Genomic DNA, 15804 nt, shown 5'->3' on the forward strand with positions numbered 1-15804 from the left:
CACCGGAAGTGCGGCAGAGCCAAAATCGTGACAGGCTCGGACGAGCAGGCCCGGACCGTGGTCGGGCTGGTCTTCGACCTGTTCGACCGGCTCGGGACGTTGAACGCGGTGCTGCGCTGGCTGGTCGACCACGAGGTGCAGCTGCCGGTGCGATCCCACAGCGGGGTGGACAAGGGCGAGCTGACCTGGCGGCGCCCCAACCGGGAAACCCTGCAGGTCATGCTGCACAACCCCATCTACGCCGGGTACTACGCCTACGGCAGGCGCCGCGTGGATGCGCGGCGCAGACAGGCGGGCCGGCCCAGCACAGGGCGGGTGGTGCGCGCGATGGACGACTGGCATGTGCTGCTGCCCGACCGGATGCCGGCCTACATCAGCACCGAACGGTATGCCGCGAACCTGGCCCGCCTCGAGGCCAACCGGCAGATCGCCGCCTCGCCGGGGGCGCCCAGGTCGGGATCGGCGCTGCTGGCGGGCCTGCTGCGCTGCGGACGGTGCGGACATCGGATGACGGTCAGCTACCACACCCCGGCCAGCCGGTTCCCCTCGCACAACTATCACTGCGCCTACCTGCCGGCCACCTACGGCACCGGCCGGCCGTGTCAGCACCTCGCCGGCCCGGCGCTCGACCGCTACGTGATCGGCCAGCTGCTCGACGCCGTCGCCCCGGCCGCGTTGGAGGTCTCCCTGGCCGCGGCCGCCCACGCCGAGGCAGACCGGGCCGAGCTGGACGCCCTGTGGCATCAGCGGCTGGAACGCGCCCGCTACACCGCCCAGCGCGCCCGGCGCCAGTACCAGCTCGCCGAACCGGAAAACCGGCTGGTCACCCGCCAGCTCGAAACCGACTGGGAGACGGCGCTGGCCGACCTCGACCGTCTGACCGCCGACTACCAGCGCTTCGTCGAGGCCCGCCCGCAGGCGCTCGCCCCCGACGAACGCCAGGCCATCACCGCTCTCGCCCGCGACCTGCCCGCGCTCTGGAACGCCCCGACCACCAGCCAGACCGACCGCAAACAACTCCTGCGCACCCTGATCGACCAGGTCACCGTCGCGGTCGTCGGGACCAGCGAACTCGTCGACGTGACCATCACCTGGGCCGGCGGGCACCAGACCCACGGCCGCACCACCCGCCCGGTCGCCCGCCTCGACCAGCTCTCCTACTACCCCCACCTCGTCGAACGGATCACCGAACTCGCCGACGCCGGCCACTCCAGCCGGCAGATCGCCGACCAGCTCAACACCGAGGGGCTGCGCCCACCCAAACGCACCGCCTGGTTCGGCCCCGCCCAGATCCTCACCCTCACCCGCCGACTCGGCATCGGGGTCCACCACCCCCACGACACCCGCACCGCCCTGGCCAACCCCGGCCCCGGCCGCTGGTCGGTGGCCGACCTCGCCGTCGCCCTGCACATGCCGACCGCCACCCTCTACAACTGGATCTACCGAGGATGGATCACTGCCCAGCGCCACCCGGACGGCAGATCCTGGATCATCCTCGCCGACGACGCCGAGATCAGGCGGCTCCGCGAACGCCGTGACCGCCCACCCGGCTACTACACCCGAGCCCGCTGGACCCAACCCCGCCCGGCACAGCCAGACCCAAGCACGAACGGAACCCAGACATGAAAGATGATCATAGTTTGAGGGGCACTACCAGTGGCTCACTGAGGAATGCTTCCAGCAGGCGAAACAGGCCTGCGGCCTGGACGACTACCAGGTCCGTGACTACCGGGCCTGGTACGCCCACATCACCCTGTCGATGCTCGCCTACGCCGCGCTGGCCGCCGTCCGCGCCGAGCAGGTAAAAGGGGCCCTAGCCCCGCAGGTCTAAGCATGATCGGACTGACAGTACCCGAGATCCGGAAACTGATCGCCACCCTCGACAGGGGTGCCGCCCCGGGACAGGATCTCAACAGATGTGACACCAAGCCCGGTGCTCTGCTCCGTTCCTACCGGACCCCGAACATGTGCGTGCTGGCGACGTCCGGGCCGCAGGGGCCGTTGGCGACACCGGTCCGGTACTACCATCTCGATTTCGCGGTGATGTTCACGGCGTCACTCACCTCGCCGAAGATGCGCAACATTGCGGCGGATCCTCGGGTGTCTCTCGGGGTGTTCGCTCCGCTGGTCGGCCAGGCCAGTAGTCGGGGAGCCCAGATTTTCGGGCGGGCCCGGGTGCTGGCCGCGGAGGAGTCCGAGTTCGGGTACTAGGCCCGGGGTTCGGGTTCGTGCCACCAGCCGCCAAGGAGCTCTCCGCGATTCCAGAAAAACAGCTCCGCTCTGTGTGACCGCTGTCCGACCCGGTAGCCACACCGTAGACCGTGCCCCCCCCACCACGCCGGGGTGGGCGCGGCGGCAGCCGGCCCACCCCGAACTGCCGGCCTACTGGTAGGACAGGTTCGACTGCCCCTCGATCACGCGGCCAGCGATGTAGAGGTCTCCGTTGGAGTCCAGTACCGCGATGATTTTCTTCTGGTTGCCGTGGTGGGTCGTGAAGAAGATCTTGTCGGCTTCCTGGGAGGTGGAGTAGTTGGTGTTGACCGAGAGTTCGATGCTCACCGGCGAGCTGATGAGCACATCCTTCTTGGGCGAGGTCGGGTACTTCTGGTTCTGCCGCAACTTGACTCGGCCGTGAGTGTCGCCCTCTTCCCAGTCCGAGGCCAATCCGAGGTCAACGTCCGCCATGACGATGCTCCGTTCTCGTTCGTACGGGAACCTCTCCTGACCGGAGTAGGCTGTATCTTTTCCAGAAAAGACCTGACCGTCGACCAGCAGGAAGTACGTCTGCAGAGGTCGACGCGGAGAGAACACGCGCCTGTTCCGGCGAAAATTTACTCGACCGCCGGCCCCTCCTGGCCGATTTTTTCTACCTGATCGGACCAGCTAACGGGTGCGTAGACGCCGCAGCGGACGGGGACGACCCCTTCCTTGGTCTACGTATTTCCTGTCCCGGGGAGGCCATCCAGCCATCCGAGTCACAGGCATGAGCGCCACAAAACCTCTCCCCCAGAGGTAGTGATGGAATCGCACCGTCGCATACGTAGCGTCACACGCCAGAGGCAGCGACACGCGGAAATCACCGGAATATATCGACCCAGTTAAATCGTGTCGCTTTTGGGTGAAATAAACCCGGAATGCGCGCGGCGTATTACCGAGCGTCAACACACCCGAGTCGGGCCCGGTCGGTCGAGGCAGTCGCGATCTACAAAACGGCCTTCCCCTGCGCATCCCGGACCAGCCGCGCCCACCGGTCGCGCACCTCGGCGGCCGGGACTGGTCAGTCGCGGTCCAGCATTTCGGCCACCTGAAGATCTTGTCGACGCTGGTACCCCCGGTTGGCCTTCCCATGAGCTGCGCACGCTGCTCACCTGGCTGACGCCGGGGCTGCATGCGCTACCGGTCTGGACCGCCGCCGGCACCGGCGTCCCTGGCGGCTACCAGCAGCGCGATGCAAGAACTCTGATCATCGCTAGCGCCGACGGCCGCCCAGACCCTCCCTGACCGTCCCCGCTGTGGCAGACACGGAGGTGAGGCCTGCGGCCAAGGCGTCAACGCTGATCGCCTGCCCGATCTTGAGCAGGTCCAGCCCGAGCGGCAGGGTGCTGACCCAGCCTGGCGTCGGCCGGATCCGGCGCGGGTGGATCGAAAACCCGACGGCGTCCGCGTGGCAGGTGACGGCGTCCTGCACCTCGGCGAGCAGGTCGGGGGTGGGCGCGTAGACCGTCAGGTACAGGCCGACACGCAGCCATCCAGGTTTCACTGGGGTCAGGTGCAATGCGAGGTCGAACCTGTCCGGATAGGCCAGCAGTCCCTCCATGCGGACCGCCCACAGGTCGCCGTCGGAAGGGTGGTCGGTAATCGCGATGGTGGCTGCGTACACGTCGCCGACCTCGATCAACCCTCCGTCCACGAACCCACCCGGCCGTCGCTCGTGGTCGATGTCCGCGGCTGGCGGGAGCGCGTCATCCGGGTCGACGGGAACGCCAAGCAGGCAGGAGAGGGCGGCGGTGTCGAGAACCTGGGCAGGCAGGGCGGCGGTGTCGAGCAGGCTCACAGCCTGCTCGAGTCGGTGGCGGGCCGCCGTCGCGGCGCGCGCTCGGCTACCTGGCCACAGGCGGCTGGGCTCGTAGCAGGTGAGAAACACCCGTCGATCCGTCGGGAAGCTGTGGTGCAGGTAGAGCGGCCGCGCTGGCCGGCGGACGGTGAGTTGCAGCTGCCCCGGCAGGGTGCGCAGTACCTCCGCCCACGCCGCGGAGGCGTGCACGTCCGTCTTCTCCGCTGCGGCCATCGGGTCGAACGCGGCGACGACGGAGACCGCACCCCGCAGATTGATCACCCCGGTGGTGTTCACCGCGGTGCGGCATACCGGCTCCTGGCGGTGGAGCCGGCGGACGACGGCGATGTCGGGAACCCATGGCTCGCGCACGCTCTGTGGGCTCATCGCAGCGCCCGCCGGCTCGGCTCGCCGCCCGCCCCGCAGTCGGGTGGTGCGATGAACGGGCGGGGCTGGCCCGTGCGGGTGGCGGTGATCAGGAGCAGCATGCCGACGATCGTCCCTCCGATGAAAGGTGCCGCCGCCAGCGCGAGCAGGCAGGGCAGACCGACCCTGTCCAGCAGGAGCGCGCACATCGCTGCCATCGCCCCACCCACCACGGCTGCGATCATCTGAAAACCCGAGGATGCGGGTGGTGCAAGGCATTCGTGGCCGCGGGTCTCAGCTCTGGTCATGAGAGGCAACCATCACGAGGGTCTTGTCGAGGTTGCTCAACGTCGTGGGCATCGGGGCGGCCAGGAACAGGCTGGCGGCGCCGAGGTTCTGCGCGACGGACCGTCCCGACTGGCTGTCGTCACCGTCGACCCAGTGACGCAGCAGCAACACGACGAGCGCGAGCCCGAGGCCGATGGCGACGACCGCGAGGGCGGTGCGTACGGGGTTCTCGCGGGGCTCGGGAGCGGCCAGCAGCTGTTCGTCGCCCTGGCCCAGGCTCGGGATGGGCTGCGCCCCCGCGGACGGCATGTGACTCCACGGGTCGTAGTACTCGTCGTCCGAGGTGGGGGTACGCCACCAGGAGCGGACCTCGCCGGTGTCGTCGTGGTAGCGGTCATCATCCATGGGGATCACCCGGTTCCTTCGGTCAACTGGCAGGTACCGAAGGAAGGGACAGGCGGTGGGCCCGACGCGACACCGAACCGCGTATCAGTTCGAAAAAATCTTGGGAGAGCAGCGGGGTATCCGCTCAGGTGGCGCGCACTGTCCTGCTGTGCCCCGGTAGGAGGGCACGCAAGTCGGCGCGAGGCGGTGCCCGGTGCCGCAGGCCTTGTCATCGCGGCGATGTGGCTTGAGCCGTCGATGCGTGTGGCCTAGCGCGGCGGAGCAGTTGATCGCGAAAAGGAAAAACCCGGCCCGCGAGGGGGCCGGGTGGTCTAGACGGCGAGCTTGGCATGCGCGGTGCTCGCTGTCAAAACTCACCATCCAGGTGGGCGGGTGAGGGCGCCAAGCTGTGTGGGGAGTTGCGCCGCTGTGAGGTCGGTGGTGCGCAGGCTGTACCACCAGTGCCGGCCCACGCCGGTGTGCGGCACGCCGCGCAGCGCTCCGGCGAGGTAGCCCTTGCTGGGGTTGACCACGCCGACGGGCACGAGCTCGCGGGCTTGAGCTACCGGGAAGGCGAGGTCGCTGTCGTTGCTGATCACGACGGCGGCGGTGATCCGCTGGTGCAGCAGGTCGAGCAAGAGGTGGGAGGCGACGTTGACGTCGGAGCCCTTCTCTTCCCGCTGGGCGACGGAGACCAGGAAGCGGGCGTCGCGCACCGGCTGACCGGCCGGGTCCTGGATCATCACCGGCCAGTCTGAGGTGGCCAGGACCGGCTGACCCTTCGGGCCCGGCACGGCCAACGGCGCTCTCACGACCTTGGTGATGTACCGGCCCTTGGTGATCTCGTCGACGGCGTAGGCGGCTCGCAGCGCCCGCAGGTAGATCTCCTGGTCGGCGGCGCCGCTGGGGTTGCTCGCGCCGTCGATCGGCGCGGTGCAGTACACCACCCGGGCGATCTGCGCCCCGGCCCACTCCGGCCGTGCGGCGACGATCGAGGCGGCCAGGGCACGCAGGTCGAGCCAGCGCCAGCCCGGCTTGCCGGCACCGCCCATCAGCCCACGGCCGCCGTAGTACAGGTTGAACCCGTCGATGTAGACGCCGACCTGCAGCGGCGCTGCCGCGGCCGTCGTGCCCTGCACGCTCATCTCGCTCCCGTCGGGGCCTTGGTTACGAGCAACGCAGTCCGGACGCGGGCGCCGACCGATACCTCGACCTTGGCGGCTACATCGTCGGGCCGCTCGACATCGATATGTGGGCGCAGACGGCCTGGGACATTCCGTACTGGCCGCACCGGCGCCCCTTGGTCGTCCTCAACGGTTGCCACACCACCGAGTTCTCCAGCGCCACGCTGAACAGCTTCGTGCCGGCTTTCACCCAGTGGGCAGGTGCCGCCGGTGTTGTGGGCACCGAGGTGGACCTGGAGCAGGGGCTGGCCGGCTGGGCGATGGAAGAATTGCTCACCCGGCTTATCGACGGTCTTCCTGCTGGCGAGGCGCTGCGCGGCGCGCGGTGGGCCATGCTCCGCAAGGGCAACGTCATGGGGCTGGCCTACACCCCCCACTGCCTCGCCAATCTTGCCCTACGGCCAGCCAGTTAGGAGCAAACGCGTGGGAAGCTCGCACATCATGTCCGCCGGCGCCTGCTGCTTCGGCGTTGTGGTCGGCTACATCACTTACCGCACACTGATTCGCACCCACAGGACGGCCGTCACCGACATCGTCACGGTGATCGGCGCCATCGGCGGCGCGGCGGTGACCGGACTGTTCGACCCCAATCAAAGTGACGCGTTCGGGTGGTACTCCATCGGGCTGCTCGCCGGGATGGCCGCGTTCTTCCTACTGTTCTGGGCCATGAATGACCGGAAGGAGCTTGCGAGCGTCATGGGCGCACGGGACATCGGCCAAGCCGGGCCAGCTGATACGCAAGCACCGAGACCTCGTCGCTGACGATCTACGGCGGTGTTTCATCCCCTTCCGTCATGGTCGCCTCCGGCGTAGTGGGTCCAGGTTCCGCCGACGTCGGCGGAACCTGGACCCACTACGCCGGCCCTGCCAGCGATCGGGCGGGCGCAACGCCCGCCGGCAGCTACCCGGTGCGCTCGGCCGTGACCGCCAGGGTCACGTAGGGCATCGTGATGCTGCCGCCAAACACGTCGAACGCGGCGCCGAGACCGGCCAGCAGCTGGTTCAGCTGGGCTGTCGGGAGCTGGTTGTGGCCGCCGTGGGTGGGTACCTGGTCAAGCCAGTCGTCCCGGGAGTACGTCCGTTCCCAGCCGAACCGCCATTGTTCGGCGTCGCCGAAACCGCCGGCGGCTCGCATCCCGTCGACTGCCCAGGCGGCCAACGAGGCATCCGCGTCGAGGGTGGGGGCCGCCCATGGGCTGAACGGCAGGTCGGGCGCGACGTGCCGGTAGACCGAGGCAAAGGCTTCGGCTATCTCGTGCGGGGGTGCGAAGGCGTTCCAAAACACGGCCAGTCGACCGCCCGGGCGCAGCGCGCGCGCCGCGTTCGCCGTTCCCTTCACCGGATCCACCCAGTGCCAGGACTGGCCGGAGACCACGGCGTCGAACGCCCGGCCCGCCGGCTCCCAGTCCTCGAACGACGCGACCTCCACCTCCAGCCCGCCCCGTCTCGCGAACTCGGCCATCCGCGCATCCACCTCGACCCCCAGCACCTGGCAGCCCGCCGCACGCAACAGGCGGGCCACGATGCCCGTGCCACAGCCGACGTCGACCACCCGAGGCCCGGGACTGGCCGCCACCACCCGCGCGACCAACGCTTCCGGATAGCTCGGCCGCGTCCGGTCATAACGTTCGGCGTCGACGCCGAACGATTCCGCCACCCGCCGCGCACGATGCGGCTCGTTCGCGTGGCCCACGCCGGTCTCCGCGTCTACCAGGTCAGGCTCTCGCTTCAGCTCCGTCACGCGTCAACCCTAAGTTGACGGCAAGTCGGCGTCAACCTAGCGTTGACGCTGCCGGCCGGTCCGACCCTCGGGCGCCACGAGCAGCCCGCGCGGTCGCCGGGCGAGCCATGGGACACGCGACACTCGACCGAGCATGATCCACGATAAGCGGTCGGGCGGTCCGCATACCCAGCTCGCAATCAACGGCCAGTCAGCGGCGGGCCTTCAGACGCCCCAGCGACCACGGCAAGATACGACCGGCCCCGCCAGCCGTCACGTGACAGTGATCACCCTTACCGCCAGTCACGATCATCGGTATCGATCTTGCGAATTCAGGTCACTCGAACACGCGACTCTGCCAGTCTCGACCCCCGGTAAGGAAGCTGTCACCAGCCGCAATTCGGAGATGATCTACAGAGCCTCTGTGTTCGTATCGTCGACGGGCGCGCGGCGGGCGAGGGCGGCACCGACGGTGTAGGCGGCGTCACGGTCGAGGTTCTGCCGGTCGCGGTCGTAGCGGCGGGTGGTGGCAGGGCTGGCGTGACCCATGGCGTCTTGGAGGTCGCGGGGGTTGCCGCCGCGGTCGAGGTAGACGGTGGCGAAGGCGTGGCGCAGCGAGTGCGGGGAGAGACCTTCCGCCAGCCGGGGATGCCGGCGGCGCGGGCGAGTCGGCGGACCAGGCGGAAGACATAGGGCTGGTCGATGCGGCGGCCAGTGGAGGTCACGAGTAGCGGGCCGGTGAGCTGATCGAGTGGGATGCAGGTGTCGGCGGCGCGGTCGGCGAGGTAGGCGTCGAGGGCGGCAGCGGTGTCGGGGTGCACAGCGCGTTCCATGGTCTGGCCGCCCTTGGCGGTGTAGCGCAGGGTGCGGTGGCCGCGGTTGTGGCCGTAACCGGCGACGTCCAGGGCGCAGGCCTCGGCGACCCGCAGCCCAGTCTCGAGTAGCAGCCGGATCAGCGCCCGGGTCCGCACTGCGGCCGGGTAGGGGTCGGCGTCGGCGGCGGCGAGTAGGTCACGGGCCTGGGCTTCGGTGAGTCCGACGGTGGCTGAGCGGTGCCGGCTGACGGTCGGGCGGCGGACGGTGACGGGGTTGCGGTCGACCAGGTCCTCGTCGAGGTCGAGCAGGTAGCCGTACCAACTTGACACCGCAGCCAGTGCCCGGGCCCGCGATGCCGGCGCCAGTGGCCGGCCGGTCGCTGGCCGGGGTTCGGTGGCGAGTTGTTCGAGCCAGGCGGCGACGTCCGGGCGTCGGGCGGCGGTCGGGTCGACGCCGTGCTCGGCGCACCAGTCGAGCCAGCCGGCGAGGTCGCGCAGGTAGGCACGCTGGCTGGTCGGGGCGTCGGTGTGCTCGCGCAGCCAGCCGGCGGTGGCGGCAGCGAGCACCGACTCGCCGAGCGCGCCGATCGCCGCTGGCAGCACCAGTACCGACGGCGGGAGGACGGGCTCGGCTCCGGTCACCTTGCCCGCCTTCCATCACCTGAGATTGATCACTTTAAGTACACGATAACTTCTCTTATCATGTGCTTTTATGATCAGGACCGGGCCTGATCGACGCATCGCCCCGCCGACGGCGGGCACTTTCACAGCCCGCCCTTACTCGCGATCGTGACCACCAGCCGCGTAGAGGGCAGCCTCGTAGAGGGCGAACAACACCAGACCGTACCGGTGGATCTCCGCGACAGGCAGACCCGCAAATATCGCGATCACAGGCGCCATCACCCCGAGCATGATCAGCGCGATCGCAATCGATTGACGCCTGCCGAGATGTGTTATCAGAACGCGCGGAGCAGGAGTCTCCTTTTCCTCGTCGACGGCGTGCTGTTCGTCGCGCTTGGCCACGACAGCGTCTCGCCAAGCCCGCAGGATGCAGAAGAGCACTCTGCTACGTACGGCTTGCACTCCACGGTGGACCTGCACCCCGGCCGTGCTCGGTGCGCAGTTGAGCAGGTCCGCGATCTCGGCCTGCGACCAGCCTTCGACGTGGCGCAGGTAGGTCGCGACGCCTTGCCGGTCCGGCAGCCGTCCGATCGCTTCCATGACGTTGCGTGCGGCGGCGGCGTCCTCAGTCGTGGCACGCAGTGTAAGGGTGGATCTGCCGCGGCCCATGGCTTGGTCGAGGTCCGCGGTGTCGGTCGCGGAGACTCGGCCGGCCCTCGGCGCCGCGCGGCCGACCATCCGCCGCACGATCGTAAACAGGTAGGCGGCCGGATTATCGATCTTCCCCCAATGGGACAGCGTCTCAGTGAAGGCTTCGTGTACCACGCCCTCGGCGTCGAGTTGGGAGTCGCTCAGCCCGTGGATGGACATCTGCCGGCGCACGAACGCCCGCAGGTGCTCGGCGTGTTCCCGATAGGTGCCGTCGACGGCAGCTGCAACCTCCAGGCTCACCGGCTCGAGTGCCCTGGCTTTCTCGTCGTTCGAGTTCGCCTTCCGATCGAGGGGACGTCCGGTCGCCGGAGCGGGCTGCGACTTGGGTTGCTCCGGCACCGCCCCGTCTGCATACTCGCTCTCTTTGGGCTTGCTGCTCACCGAACCCCCTATCCCCAGGCCGGCAGACCGCGGACGCCGCCACACGTCGTCCGCAGTCCACGGAACGACAGCCAACGAGCATGCGTCATGACGCCATCACTACCAGCGGCACGGGATCAACGGACATCGGGGGTGGCCTGCTTTCGGGTCGGGTACCACTTCCTCGACGGAAGCGGCGGACACCGGGTACGAGGCGCTGACGCACCGAACCATTTACAAACGATTTTCAAGATTTTTCGGAGGCCTCCGAAACCGGGGCTGGCAGACGCACCCCTGTGCCTGCCAGCCCCCGGACCTGGTGTGTTTAGGCGCCTCGCTCCCCGCCCTGGTCTGGGTTCGGGCTGGTCGCCAGACGCCGCACCCACTGGGCCAGCGCCGCCCGGCCACGAGCCCACAGCCACCGCGTCCCCGCCTCGAGCAGACGCCCGGCCACCTGGCCACAGGCCATGGTTCCCAGCAGGGACATTGGGTCGTTCAACTCCACCATCGGCTAGTCGCCCTTCCGCTCCCGGGCCGGCCCGACGGGCCGACCTCGGAACGTACGTGGCAACCGACGTCGATTTCCTTTACTCGTCTGGTCCAACCTCTTCCCGGCTCATCTCCCGCCGGACCTGGGCACGGTGGTACTCGAACGCCCCTGCCACTCGAAGAAACCCAGATCGGCGGCAGGCACCCCCACCTGCCGGGTCACAAAGGCAATCGCCTCGTCGCGCAACTCGCCACGGCCACGAGGGAACCGGCCGTACCGGGTGAAGAACTTCAAGATCGGCGCGAAGCCGAGACGGGTCGGTCCACGCTTGCCGGCCACCTGAGCCAGCTCATCGCCGACCAGCATCCAGTCAATGATCAACTCGCCCTCGTCGATCTGGCGGACGACCACGGGTCTCCTCCGGCGACTACAGGCCCGGCACGACCGAGCTGAGCGAGCGCGGGACGTCCGCCGTCTCGTCGGCGGCCCCGGCGGCAGGCGGCCCGACGGGAGCCGTCCGGTCCACCGACGAGGTCCGGGCGGTCTCGGCGCGCTCAAACCGCCCGGGGGCGTCGTCGAGCGGCACACCGGCCCCGTGGGCGTAGATGACAGGCGCAGGTCCGCGACGTCCACCTGCTCCCGCCGGCGGACCTCGTCCGGCCAGTCCGTGAGAAAGACGTCCGCGCGGCTGGCGAGGCCCCGGAGCACCCGGCGCCCCGGGGCCTGGGTGATGTCGAGCGCGATGCTCCTCTTGCCACGGTTCGCCCGCTCCAGCAGTTCATCCAGCGGGTCGGGCGAACCGCCCGCCGGGGCCGGGCGTGTCGCCTGGCCGACGAGCCAGGGGTGCTCGATTTTGATCACGTCGGCCCCCACTGCGCCAGCACCGCCCCGGCGGTGGGGACGAAGACCCAGGAGGCGAGTTCGACGACCCGTACGCCGGCCATGACGCCGGTCGTCTCGCCGCCCTCCGCGCCGGTCCCACGGCTGGAAGATCCATACATTGCCCGTCCCATGGTCGCCTCGGCCGGCGCGACCGCCGAGGGAGCGACCGCACGCTCAGATTAGATAAAGTATGCGGTTATTGAGCCGGTGTCGACACGGCCCACGGCCCACGGCCCACGGCCCACGGCCCACGGTCGATGGACACGGGTGGCGGGTGGCGGGACGCTCATCCGGCCCGCCGACCGTGGACCGTGGACCGTGAGCGGACCAGACCTGGATGGAGATCTCGTGCTCGATGATGATGTGCGGCAGGTCATCGCCTCGACCCGGCGTTTCGTGCGCGAGCGCGTGGTCCCGGCGGAGGCGGAGATCGAGCGGACCGACGCGATCCCGCCCGACCTGCGCCGTGCGGCGGCGGCGATGGGCCTGTTCGGGTTCGCCGTCCCCGAGGAGTACGGCGGCCTGGGGCTGGACATGAGCGCTGAGGTCCAGCTCGTCTTCGAGCTGGGCTACACCACGCCGGCCTTCCGCTCGATGTTCGGGACCAACAACGGCATCGCCGGCCACGTCCTGCTCGAGGGCGCCACCCAGGAACAGAAGAAGGCCTACCTGCCGCTGATCGCCTCGGGCGAGTGGACGGCCGCGTTCGCCCTCACCGAGGAGAACGCCGGCTCCGACCCCGCGGGCCTGGCGACATCCGCGCGCCGCGACGGCGACGAGTGGGTGATCAACGGTGCCAAGCGCTTCATCACCAACGCGCCGCTGGCCGACGTCTTCATGGTCTTCGCCCGCACCGACCCCGGTGCCGAGGGCGGGCACGGCATCACGGCGTTCATGGTGGAACGCGACGCGCCGGGGCTGAGCGTCGGCCCAAAGGACCACAAGATGGGCCAGGCGGGCGCGTGGACGGCGGACGTCCTGCTGGCTGACGTGCGGGTCCCGGCGTCGGCGGTGATCGGCGGCGAGGACGGGGTGGGCCGCGGCTACGCGACCGCGATGCGCTGCCTGGCCCACGGCCGGATCCACATCGCCGCGCTGTGCGTCGGGCTGGCCCAGCGGCTGGTCGACGAGTCCGTGTCCTATGCCGCGACCAGGGTGCAGGGCGGCGGCGTGATCGGTACCCACCAGCTCGTGCAGGGACTGCTCGCCGACTCCGCCACCGACCTCTACGCGGCGCGGGCGCTCGTCGTCGACGTGGCCGCCCGGTTCGACGACGGCAGCGACACCCGGATCGGCCCCTCGTGCGCGAAGTACTTCGCCTCCGAGGCGGTCGGGCGGGTCGCCGACCGGGCGGTGCAGATCCACGGCGGGGCGGGCTACATGCGCGGAGTCCCGGTCGAGCGCTTCTACCGTGACGCCCGGCTGTTCCGGATCTACGAGGGCACGAGCCAGATCCAGCAGATCGTGATCGCACGTCAGCTCCTGCGCGACGCCGGCGTCAGGTAGGCGCGAACGGCAGGTGACGGCCGACAGCGCGGGGCCGACCCGGTTCGAGGCGGCCCCGCGCTGTCGGCCGACCCGAATCAGCCGACCCGTTCGAAGATCGCGGTGATCCCCTGGCCGCCGCCGATGCACAGGGTCTCCAGCCCGTACCGGGCGTCCCGGCGCTCCATCTCGTGGAGCAGGGTCGCGAGGATCCGGCCACCGGTCGCCGCGACGGGATGACCGAGCGAGATCCCGGAACCGTTGACGTTGAGCCGGTCCAGGTCCGAGGTCGTGAGCCCCCACTCCCGGGTGCAGGCGAGCACCTGCGCCGCGAAGGCCTCGTTGAGCTCGATCAGGTCGATGTCGGCGAGCTTGAGGTTCGCCCGCTCCAGCGCCTTCGCCGTGGCCGCAACGGGTCCGATCCCCATCCTCGCGGGTTCCACACCGGCGACCGCCCAGCTCGCCAGCCGACCGAGCGGACGCAGGCCGAGTCGCCTCGCCGCCTCCGGATGGGTGACGACACACGCCGACGCCGCGTCGTTCTGCCCACTGGAATTGCCCGCAGTGACCGTGGCCTCCGGGTCGGTCCTACCCATGATCGGGCGCAGCGCGGCGAGCGTGTCGAGGCTGGCGTCGGCGCGGGGATGCTCGTCGACGTCCACGACGACCGAACCGCCGCGACCCGACACCGACACCGACACCGACACGATCTCGTCCGCGAACCGACCGGCGGCCTGCGCGTCCACGGCCCGGACATGCGACCGCAGCGCGAACTCGTCCTGCTCGGAGCGCGAGATCCCGTACTCCCGCCGCAGGTTCTCCGCCGTCTCGATCATCCCGCCCGGGACGGGGAAGTTCGCGCCGCCCGCGGTCACCCGGCCGCGGGCCAGGGCGTCGTGCAGCGTGACGTCCCCGCCGCCCGACCCCCGGCGCATCCGGGTCGAGTAGAAGGGGGCGTTGCTCATGCTCTCCGCTCCCCCGGCGATCACGACGTCGGCCACTCCGGTCTGGACCTGCATCGCGGCCGTCGTGACCGCCTGCACGCCCGATCCGCAGCGGCGGTCGAGCTGCAGGCCCGCGACGGTGACGTCGAGGCCGGCGTCGAGGGCGACCACCCGGCCAAGCGCGGGTGCCTCCATCGTCGGATAACACGACCCGAAGATCACGTCATCGATGTCCGCTGACCGCAGGCCGGTCCGGTCCAGCAGGCCGCGCAGCACGGCCGCGCCGAGCGCCTGCGCGCTCAGCGCCGCGAGCGCACCGCCGTAGCGCCCGACCGCGGTGCGCACCGGTTCGCAGATGACCGCCTCACGCATGAGTCCTCCGTTAGTTGTCGGGTGGCCCGGGGGGACCGGATGTGTGGCGCCGGAGGTGAACTGGACCAGAACGATGTCGCTGTCATAACACGCGGGCGCCGGCTTCCTGGCGTCCCGTGGTGCACAATTCCGGTGTCCGATCCGAGCCGGGGCGGCCGGTGTCGGGGTGGGAGGGAGGACGGGTTCGATGCGGTTCGTGGGATTGCGGGACGGACGGCGGGTCGTGGTCGGCCTGGTGTTCGGTGCCGACGGGGCCGGCCCGCAGGGCGGGCCCATGGGCACGGCCGGGGACGAACGCCCCCGGGTCGCCCGCGTCGCCGACGTCGACGAGTTCTACGGAGACCTCGCCGACTGGACGGCGAAGGCCCGCCGGATGACCGCCGGTGAGCATGACCTCGCCGACGTCGAGCTCGTCCCGCCCGTACCGGCCGGAGCCCGGATCCTCGGCATGGGGCTGAATTATCATGCGCACGCCGCGGAGACCGGGCTGGAACTGCCCAGGCGGCCACCGATCTTCGGCCGGTGGACCGCGTCCCTGACGGTGGACGGCACCCCCGTCCCCGTCCCGCCGGGCGAGCGGGGCCTGGACTGGGAGGGCGAGCTCGCCGTCATCGTAGGGTCCAGGATGACCGATGTCGACGAGGACGCCGCCCTGCGCGGCGTGTTCGGCTACGCGGTGTTCAACGACCTCAGCGCCCGCCGCGCCCAGGGCGCCTCGGCGCAGTGGACGCTGGGCAAGAACTCCGACCGCAGCGGGCCGATGGGGCCCGTCGTGACCGCCGACGAGGTCGGCGATCCGGCGGCGGGCCTGCGGCTGGTCACCCGCGTCAACGGCGAGGTGGTACAGGACGGCGACACCAGCGACATGATCTTCTCGATCGGCCGGATCCTGTCGTTCGTGAGCCGCACCCTGACCCTCAACCCGGGTGACATCCTGATCACCGGAACTCCCGCCGGGGTCGGCTACATCCGCAAGCCGCCCCGCTACCTGGGTCCGGGTGACGTCGTCGAGGTGTGGATCGAGCGGGTGGGCACGATCCGCAACCCGGTCGTGGACGCGTCCGCCCGGCCGTGACCCGGCGGTGGGCCGAACCCGTGGCGGGTCGGGTCGGCCCACCACACCCGTGT

Annotated in this window: 17 protein-coding genes and 4 pseudogenes; 7 read left to right on the forward strand and 14 right to left on the reverse strand. The window is 69.9% G+C overall.

Annotation, left to right across the window (positions count from 1 at the left end; translation table 11 throughout):
- From E0504_RS48865 to E0504_RS48875, 3 genes and pseudogenes are all read left to right on the forward strand, one after another.
- Nucleotides 1-1626, forward strand: a 1626-nt coding sequence (locus E0504_RS48865; RefSeq protein WP_131627986.1) for a recombinase family protein, incomplete at its 5' end; no start/stop codon positions are given.
- Nucleotides 1627-1654: 28 nt separating this feature from the next.
- A pseudogene (locus E0504_RS48870) lies at nucleotides 1655-1831 on the forward strand (IS701 family transposase); the annotation flags it as partial.
- Nucleotides 1832-1833: 2 nt separating this feature from the next.
- Nucleotides 1834-2202: pseudogene (locus E0504_RS48875) on the forward strand (pyridoxamine 5'-phosphate oxidase family protein); the annotation flags it as partial.
- A 180-nt stretch (nucleotides 2203-2382) separates the two neighbouring features.
- Here the strand turns inward: E0504_RS48875 and E0504_RS48880 are convergent.
- From E0504_RS48880 to E0504_RS48900, 5 genes are all read right to left on the reverse strand, one after another.
- The gene (locus tag E0504_RS48880; protein ID WP_112106621.1) at nucleotides 2383-2685 is read right to left on the reverse strand and encodes a DUF6342 family protein; all 303 of its coding nucleotides are present in this window, start codon (nucleotides 2683-2685) and stop codon (nucleotides 2383-2385) included.
- 784 nt (nucleotides 2686-3469) lie between these two features.
- The gene (locus E0504_RS48885; RefSeq protein WP_131627988.1) at nucleotides 3470-4441 is read right to left on the reverse strand and encodes a hypothetical protein; all 972 of its coding nucleotides are present in this window, start codon (nucleotides 4439-4441) and stop codon (nucleotides 3470-3472) included.
- Complete coding sequence (locus tag E0504_RS48890; RefSeq protein WP_112106623.1) at nucleotides 4438-4665, reverse strand: hypothetical protein; 228 nt, start codon at nucleotides 4663-4665, stop codon at nucleotides 4438-4440. The genes E0504_RS48885 and E0504_RS48890 overlap by 4 nt, the downstream gene beginning before the upstream one ends.
- A 49-nt stretch (nucleotides 4666-4714) precedes the next feature.
- A complete protein-coding gene (locus E0504_RS48895; protein WP_112106624.1) occupies nucleotides 4715-5113 on the reverse strand; it encodes a hypothetical protein in 399 nt (132 codons plus the stop codon).
- Nucleotides 5114-5466: 353 nt separating this feature from the next.
- Complete coding sequence (locus tag E0504_RS48900; protein ID WP_112106625.1) at nucleotides 5467-6237, reverse strand: NYN domain-containing protein; 771 nt, start codon at nucleotides 6235-6237, stop codon at nucleotides 5467-5469.
- A gap of 104 nt (nucleotides 6238-6341) precedes the next feature.
- Between E0504_RS48900 and E0504_RS48905 the strand changes: the two genes are divergently transcribed.
- Both E0504_RS48905 and E0504_RS48910 read left to right on the forward strand, forming a co-directional pair.
- Nucleotides 6342-6689 (forward strand): CHAT domain-containing protein, encoded by a 348-nt coding sequence (locus E0504_RS48905; RefSeq protein ID WP_112106626.1) that lies wholly within the window; start codon nucleotides 6342-6344, stop codon nucleotides 6687-6689.
- 28 nt (nucleotides 6690-6717) lie between these two features.
- Nucleotides 6718-7038 carry a hypothetical protein gene (locus tag E0504_RS48910; RefSeq protein WP_131627992.1) on the forward strand — a complete coding sequence of 107 codons (321 nt, stop codon included), beginning with the start codon at nucleotides 6718-6720 and terminating at the stop codon, nucleotides 7036-7038.
- Nucleotides 7039-7177: 139 nt separating this feature from the next.
- Here the strand turns inward: E0504_RS48910 and E0504_RS48915 are convergent, their stop codons facing one another.
- The 8 genes and pseudogenes from E0504_RS48915 to E0504_RS51080 form a co-directional block, all read right to left on the reverse strand.
- Nucleotides 7178-8008, reverse strand: coding sequence for a class I SAM-dependent methyltransferase (locus E0504_RS48915; RefSeq protein ID WP_235014051.1), 831 nt, complete (start codon nucleotides 8006-8008; stop codon nucleotides 7178-7180).
- Nucleotides 8009-8407: 399 nt separating this feature from the next.
- Nucleotides 8408-8758 (reverse strand): tyrosine-type recombinase/integrase, encoded by a 351-nt coding sequence (locus tag E0504_RS54840; RefSeq protein ID WP_368672080.1) that lies wholly within the window; start codon nucleotides 8756-8758, stop codon nucleotides 8408-8410.
- Nucleotides 8701-9453, reverse strand: a pseudogene (locus E0504_RS48920) (tyrosine-type recombinase/integrase); the annotation flags it as partial. The gene E0504_RS54840 and the pseudogene E0504_RS48920, both read right to left, overlap by 58 nt.
- A 135-nt stretch (nucleotides 9454-9588) precedes the next feature.
- Nucleotides 9589-10524 carry an RNA polymerase sigma factor gene (locus tag E0504_RS48925; RefSeq protein WP_160144282.1) on the reverse strand — a complete coding sequence of 312 codons (936 nt, stop codon included), beginning with the start codon at nucleotides 10522-10524 and terminating at the stop codon, nucleotides 9589-9591.
- A gap of 595 nt (nucleotides 10525-11119) precedes the next feature.
- Nucleotides 11120-11404 carry a DUF4158 domain-containing protein gene (locus tag E0504_RS53255; RefSeq protein WP_131627996.1) on the reverse strand — a complete coding sequence of 95 codons (285 nt, stop codon included), beginning with the start codon at nucleotides 11402-11404 and terminating at the stop codon, nucleotides 11120-11122.
- Between the two features lie 16 nt (nucleotides 11405-11420).
- Nucleotides 11421-11579 (reverse strand): hypothetical protein, encoded by a 159-nt coding sequence (locus E0504_RS53260; RefSeq protein WP_235014047.1) that lies wholly within the window; start codon nucleotides 11577-11579, stop codon nucleotides 11421-11423.
- 86 nt (nucleotides 11580-11665) lie between these two features.
- A pseudogene (locus E0504_RS54845) lies at nucleotides 11666-11866 on the reverse strand (CoA transferase); the annotation flags it as partial.
- The gene (locus E0504_RS51080; protein ID WP_160144284.1) at nucleotides 11851-11994 is read right to left on the reverse strand and encodes a hypothetical protein; all 144 of its coding nucleotides are present in this window, start codon (nucleotides 11992-11994) and stop codon (nucleotides 11851-11853) included. The gene E0504_RS51080 and the pseudogene E0504_RS54845, both read right to left, overlap by 16 nt.
- A 229-nt stretch (nucleotides 11995-12223) precedes the next feature.
- Here E0504_RS51080 and E0504_RS48940 point away from each other — a divergent pair, with 229 nt between their 5' ends.
- Nucleotides 12224-13381 (forward strand): acyl-CoA dehydrogenase family protein, encoded by a 1158-nt coding sequence (locus tag E0504_RS48940; protein WP_131628022.1) that lies wholly within the window; start codon nucleotides 12224-12226, stop codon nucleotides 13379-13381.
- Nucleotides 13382-13458: 77 nt separating this feature from the next.
- On the opposite strand, the gene E0504_RS48945 is transcribed toward E0504_RS48940, so the two are convergent.
- Nucleotides 13459-14676, reverse strand: coding sequence for an acetyl-CoA C-acetyltransferase (locus E0504_RS48945; RefSeq protein WP_131627998.1), 1218 nt, complete (start codon nucleotides 14674-14676; stop codon nucleotides 13459-13461).
- Nucleotides 14677-14863: 187 nt separating this feature from the next.
- Here E0504_RS48945 and E0504_RS48950 point away from each other — a divergent pair, with 187 nt between their 5' ends.
- Entirely contained in the window at nucleotides 14864-15751 is an 888-nt protein-coding gene (locus tag E0504_RS48950) for a fumarylacetoacetate hydrolase family protein (protein WP_071063252.1), read from the forward strand.
- The last annotated feature ends 53 nt before the right edge of the window (nucleotides 15752-15804 follow it).

The organism is Parafrankia sp. BMG5.11 (assembly GCF_004337455.1).

Bases quoted from the DNA above. Each gene is read 5' to 3' on its own strand.
- E0504_RS48945 (WP_131627998.1), bottom strand. From the start codon at position 14,676: ATGCGTGAGGCGGTCATCTGCGAACCGGTGCGCACCGCGGTCGGGCGC.
- E0504_RS48905 (WP_112106626.1), top strand. From the start codon at position 6,342: ATGTGGGCGCAGACGGCCTGGGACATTCCGTACTGGCCGCACCGGCGC.
- E0504_RS48900 (WP_112106625.1), bottom strand. From the start codon at position 6,237: ATGAGCGTGCAGGGCACGACGGCCGCGGCAGCGCCGCTGCAGGTCGGC.
- E0504_RS48950 (WP_071063252.1), top strand. From the start codon at position 14,864: ATGCGGTTCGTGGGATTGCGGGACGGACGGCGGGTCGTGGTCGGCCTG.
- E0504_RS48885 (WP_131627988.1), bottom strand. From the start codon at position 4,441: ATGAGCCCACAGAGCGTGCGCGAGCCATGGGTTCCCGACATCGCCGTC.
- E0504_RS48895 (WP_112106624.1), bottom strand. From the start codon at position 5,113: ATGGATGATGACCGCTACCACGACGACACCGGCGAGGTCCGCTCCTGG.
- E0504_RS48910 (WP_131627992.1), top strand. From the start codon at position 6,718: ATGTCCGCCGGCGCCTGCTGCTTCGGCGTTGTGGTCGGCTACATCACT.
- E0504_RS51080 (WP_160144284.1), bottom strand. From the start codon at position 11,994: ATGTATGGATCTTCCAGCCGTGGGACCGGCGCGGAGGGCGGCGAGACG.
- E0504_RS48890 (WP_112106623.1), bottom strand. From the start codon at position 4,665: ATGATCGCAGCCGTGGTGGGTGGGGCGATGGCAGCGATGTGCGCGCTC.
- E0504_RS48880 (WP_112106621.1), bottom strand. From the start codon at position 2,685: ATGGCGGACGTTGACCTCGGATTGGCCTCGGACTGGGAAGAGGGCGAC.